We start from the raw sequence: 4,619 nt of genomic DNA, 5'->3' as shown, positions 1-4,619 counted from the left end.
GCTCGGCAACTCATGGTGCAGCAGCTCGATCGTGTTCGCCTCGTCCTTGCCTTCGAGGGTGTCGGTGGCTTCCTCGATGAAGATCCAGCCCGGACGCTGCAGGAACAGGCGGGCGACGCCGAGGCGCTGCTGGGTGCGCATGGGCAGCGCCCGGCTCCAGTCCTCGTGCGCATCGAGCCGCCGCGCGAGCCAGGCGATGCCGGCGCATTCGAGGGCGCGGCGCAACTCCTCCTGCCCGTAGCGCGCCTCCGCGTGGGGATAGCTCAGCACGGTGCGCAGGCTGCCGACCGGCAGGAAGGGGCGCTGCGGAACGAACATCAGCTCGCGCGCCGGCGGCAGGCGGATCTCGCCGCGGCCCCAGGGCCACAGGCCGGCGACCGCCTTGAACAGGCCCGTCGTCACCGCCGGGTCGCCCGCGATCAGCACCCGCTCGCCGCGGCGCACGTGCAGCTCGAAGTCGTCGAGCAGCAGCTGGCCGGAGGGCGTGACGAGCCTCAGGCGGCGGACGTCGAACGCCTGGCGGTCGCTCTCGATCAGGTCGATGCGGGCCTGCCCGTGCGCGTCGGCGCCGTCCTCGCGGGCGAGCGCGAGCAGGTCGTCATGGAGGCCCAGGATGCGGTCGACCGAGGCCCGGCAGCGCGCCAGCTCGCCGAGACTGTCGATCGGCCACGACAGGGCCGAGGTCAGGCGCTGGAAGGCCTGCGCCGCCTGCATCAGCAGGCCGAGCGTCATCGCACCGGCGATGTATTGGGGCGCGGCGATCAGGATCGGGAACACCGGCAGCAGGGTGCCGTAGCCGGTCGAGAAGGACACGATGCCGAGGTAGGCCAGGGTCTGCCGGTTCCAGCCCACGCCGACGTCCTCGAACAGGCGGTCCGCCTGACGGCGCTCGAAGGGCTCGCCGCGCATCAGCGAGATCGCCTCCGCATGCTCGCGCGCCCGCGCGAGGCCGAAACGCAGGTTCGCCTCCACCGTCTGCAACCGGTTGGTGGTGCGCACCAGGGGGCGGCCGAGCATCAGGCCGAGCACCGTGCCGACACCGGCGTAGAGAAAGGCCATCAGCACCAGGTAGCCGGGCACCGCGATCGAGGTACCCGGCAGCACGGCGCTGCCCGACACGCTGAGCAGGATGTCGATGAAGCTGGCGAGGATCAGCAGCGAGAACAGCAGCGAATGCGCGAGCGCCACCGCCGCCTCGGTGGCGATGCGCACGTCCTCGGCGATGCGGCCGTCGGGGTTGTCGTGCTCGCCCGGGCTCAGTTGCAGGCGATGGAGATGGGCACGCCGCAGCCAGTGATCGAGCAGCAGCGCGGTCATCCAGCGCCGCCAGTCGAGCTGCACCCAGCGCTTGACGTGCATGTGCAGCGCGGTGACGCCCATCGTCAGGCCGAAGATCAGCACGAAGAGCACGCTCAGCCGGAGCAGGTCGGCGAGCGCGCGCCCCTCGAGGGCATTGAACAGGTCGCGGTGCCAGTAGCTGATCCAGATCGCCAGTCCCACCTGGGCGAGGGTGAGCAGCACCAGCAGCAGCACCGCGCCGCGCACCGTCCATTTGCGCTCGCTGTTCCACCAGCCCGCGGCGAAGCTGGCGAAGCGTCGACCGCCGCGGGCGCGCGTCGTCGCGGCGGCTGCGGGCTGGCGTGGTCCGGGGGCGGCCGGCGGCGGCGTCATCGTGGGCTCGCAAGGGGAATCCACTGGCTGGATCGACGCCTACCTTAGCACCGTTGGCGACCCACTTGCGGACGCGCGGACAAGCTTCCCGGAAGGGCTGCAAAGCGGCGGGCGGATGGCGGATGGCGTCGCCATAATGAAATTGTCGGCCGCCGCCCCCGGCGCCCCGGCCGTCGGAAGGAACGAGGAGGCAAGCATGAACACGATCGCACAAGCCCGAACGCCTCAGGAGCGGGCGGTACTCGAAGTCTTCGATCGCCACGTCGCGGCCTTCAACTCGGGCGACGTCGAGGCCGTCCTGAACGACTTCGACGAACGTTCGGTGGTGGTGACGCAGGACGGCGTGTTCGAAGGGCGCGAACGGATTCGCGCCCTGTATCAGGAGCTGCTCGCCGAGTTCGGCGTCATCGATCGCGGCGACTCGCCCGGACTCAGCCTCGATGCGCTGCACCTGCGACACGAGATGCTGTTCATCGTCTGGCATGCGGAGTCGAAGAACCACATGTACCCGTTCGGCACCGACACCTTCATTTGCAGGGAAGGGAAGTTCGAGCGCCAGTCCATCGCCTTCAGCCCGCCGCAGCCCAGATGAGGGGCGTTACCGGCCCTCGCGCAGGGGGCGGGCCCGGATGAACGCAGGCGATCAATCCGGTGAGTCCGCATGACCACGCTTTTCACCCGCGACGATCAGAAACGCACCTTGCAGGAAATTGTTCGGGGCCGTACTTTCCAGCCACCGTGCCATCGTTGATCCGCTCGGCAGAAACACCGCGCTCGTCAGTTCGATACGACTGACCGGAAGGGCTTCGAGCGCTCGGCGCAGTTCGGCAGCGGTGTGCCAATGCGCGCCTCGATACGCCCCCGTCCCACCTCGGCGCCCTTTCTCCAACCACAGCACGCTGTGCCGGTTCAGCAACCCGATGGCAAATCGCTTGCGTGTGACCCTGACGATTTCCCCGAGCGCAAGCGACCAGTTGTCGATGAAGCACAGTGCCGTGATCGAGCAAACGCAATCGAACGCGTTGTCGGCAAACGGCAGTCTTCTTGCATCCGCTTGAACATACGATGAGGCCACGTCGTGCTGGCCGGCGAACTTCAACGAGTTGGCGTTCACATCCAGGCCCGTGACTGATACCGAGCGGTCGTGCGCCAAGCGCCGGGTAAACCAGCCGGTACCGCACCCGACATCGAGAAGGCGCTCTCCAGCCCGAGGTGCGAGCGCGTTCAGGAGCAGCCGGTATTCGGTCTCGCCGATCCAGCGTCCACGTTCACTGTCGTACCAAGCATCGTAGTCTGCAGGATTCAAGGCTTTCGCACCTCGCCTCCGGGCAAAATGAGCGTGCTCACAGGCCTGCTCTCCGCCGCTTGCATGGGGAGCCAGGCCACGTCGTCAGGACATCGGCCGTTGCGCTGACCAGCCATAGTGATACGGTGCGCTATGCCCCAAGTTCACGCCGGCAACCGAGGCAAAGCCCGCTCTCGCCAGCCAGGCATCACACTGCTCGGGCTCGGGGCGAATCGCCAGCGGCGGCCCGCGTGGCGTCTCGATGTCGCTGCGCCAGTGAATCACCGACAGCGAGCCGCCAGGCTGCAGAATCCGGTGGGCTGCGCGACGAGGCTGACCATGCCCGGCTCGATGTCAAGCGCGGTCACCGTACCGTGCGTGCGGCTTGCCGCCGGCAAGGTGAAGGTGCCGTAGCCGCAGCCGAACTCGAGCATGTCGTCGGAACCGTCCAGGGGTAATCGAAGCCGATCCAGCACCTTGTCGGCAGCGGCCGTCCACTCGGGCAGTTCCTTGAGGGTGCTGCGACGCGCGTTGGGCACCATGTCCTCGTCCGCGTAGCCACGCGCGTCCATGCAGGTGCCGCACAAGGCCACTTCACTACCGACCATGCGCACCATGTCGCCGGCGTTGTAGTAGCCCCCGGGCACCTTCTGCCCGGTCTTGGCACAGGCCACCGCATCCCCCATCAGGAAGACGCGTACCGTCTCGCCGTCGAGCTTGGCCAGCGCCCGCGCCAGACGCAGGCCGTTGTAGCTGCGCTCGGTGCCGTAGGGGGCGTCGTTGAGGATGAAGAGGGTGCTCATGATCGACTCCCGCTGATTGATGGGATTACTTGCCGCCCGACTTGATCGTGGCCTTCAGGGCATCGAAGTCGCGCCGAACGGTGTCCTGGAACAGCAGGCCGGATTTGTCCTGCTTGGCCACGCCTTCCAGTTCGAGGACGTCGGCGACGATCTGGTAGCTGGCTGCACCGTTGTGCTCCTTGCCGTCGGCGACGATCAGCTGGTTGCCGTAGCACACCGCCGGCGCTGGCAGGCCCTGGGCCAGGCTCGACGGCAGCAGCTGGATGGGCACGCGGTAGGTGTTGGCGACTTCGGCCGCGACCTGCAGGTTGCCGTTGCAGCGCTGGCCAGGCGGGTCCTTGGCGATGAAGGTCAGCACTTTCTGGCCCGCAGCGGTCTGTGCGCCGGGTACCGCCATCGACACGTCGGCCGCGACTGCCGACAGGCTGAACACGCCGCCCAGCAGCGCAAGGGTGATTTTTCTCATGGGGTGTCTCCTCGGTCGTGGGTGTTGCTTCTGGTGTCGGCGAGAATCAGCGTTCGATGGGCAACCCACCGGCCTGCCATTCGGTCACACCGTCAGTGATCTTGTGCGCGCTGAAACCCCGCGTCCGCAGCAAGGCGACCGCCTCGTCCGACATGACGCAGAAGGGGCCGCGACAGTAGGCGACCACTTCCTTGCCGGCCGGCAGCTCGGCCAGCCGCTTTTCCAGTTCGCCCAGCGGCATCGAGCGCGCGAACGGCAGGTGACCGGCCTCGTATTCGGACTCGGGGCGCACGTCGATGACGACGATGTCGCCGCAACGCGCCTTGGCGAGCAGGGACTCGCGACTCTCGGCACTGAGCAGGTCGGGGGCAGCGCTGATTTGTTCGAGGGCAAG

The 4,619-nt window shown here is 67.7% G+C and carries 6 protein-coding genes; 1 reads left to right on the top strand and 5 read right to left on the bottom strand.

Annotated elements, in window-relative coordinates; genetic code table 11:
• On the bottom strand, nucleotides 1–1,671 hold a 1,671-nt coding region (locus tag BB334_RS11965), incomplete at its 3' end, for an ABC transporter ATP-binding protein/permease (protein ID WP_088179190.1).
• A 196-nt stretch (nucleotides 1,672–1,867) separates the two neighbouring features.
• Here BB334_RS11965 and BB334_RS11960 point away from each other — a divergent pair.
• Nucleotides 1,868–2,263, top strand: a complete 396-nt coding sequence (locus tag BB334_RS11960; protein ID WP_068808720.1) for a YybH family protein — start codon at nucleotides 1,868–1,870, stop codon at nucleotides 2,261–2,263.
• A 51-nt stretch (nucleotides 2,264–2,314) separates the two neighbouring features.
• On the opposite strand, the gene BB334_RS17645 is transcribed toward BB334_RS11960, so the two are convergent.
• The 4 genes from BB334_RS17645 to BB334_RS11945 form a co-directional block, all read right to left on the bottom strand.
• A complete protein-coding gene (locus BB334_RS17645; RefSeq protein ID WP_083200408.1) occupies nucleotides 2,315–2,977 on the bottom strand; it encodes a class I SAM-dependent methyltransferase in 663 nt (220 codons plus the stop codon).
• Between the two features lie 260 nt (nucleotides 2,978–3,237).
• Nucleotides 3,238–3,759 carry a DsrE family protein gene (locus tag BB334_RS11955; protein ID WP_068808719.1) on the bottom strand — a complete coding sequence of 174 codons (522 nt, stop codon included), beginning with the start codon at nucleotides 3,757–3,759 and terminating at the stop codon, nucleotides 3,238–3,240.
• A 25-nt stretch (nucleotides 3,760–3,784) separates the two neighbouring features.
• Nucleotides 3,785–4,225, bottom strand: a complete 441-nt coding sequence (locus tag BB334_RS11950) for a hypothetical protein (protein ID WP_068808718.1) — start codon at nucleotides 4,223–4,225, stop codon at nucleotides 3,785–3,787.
• A 46-nt stretch (nucleotides 4,226–4,271) separates the two neighbouring features.
• Nucleotides 4,272–4,619: rhodanese-like domain-containing protein (locus BB334_RS11945; protein ID WP_232756727.1), on the bottom strand; the 348-nt coding region annotated here is incomplete at its 5' end.

This window comes from Thauera phenolivorans (assembly GCF_001696715.1).
GTDB classification, from domain to species: domain Bacteria; phylum Pseudomonadota; class Gammaproteobacteria; order Burkholderiales; family Rhodocyclaceae; genus Thauera; species Thauera phenolivorans.
Note: the sequence above shows the minus strand (reverse complement) of the source record. Positions and strands in the feature narration are given on the sequence as shown.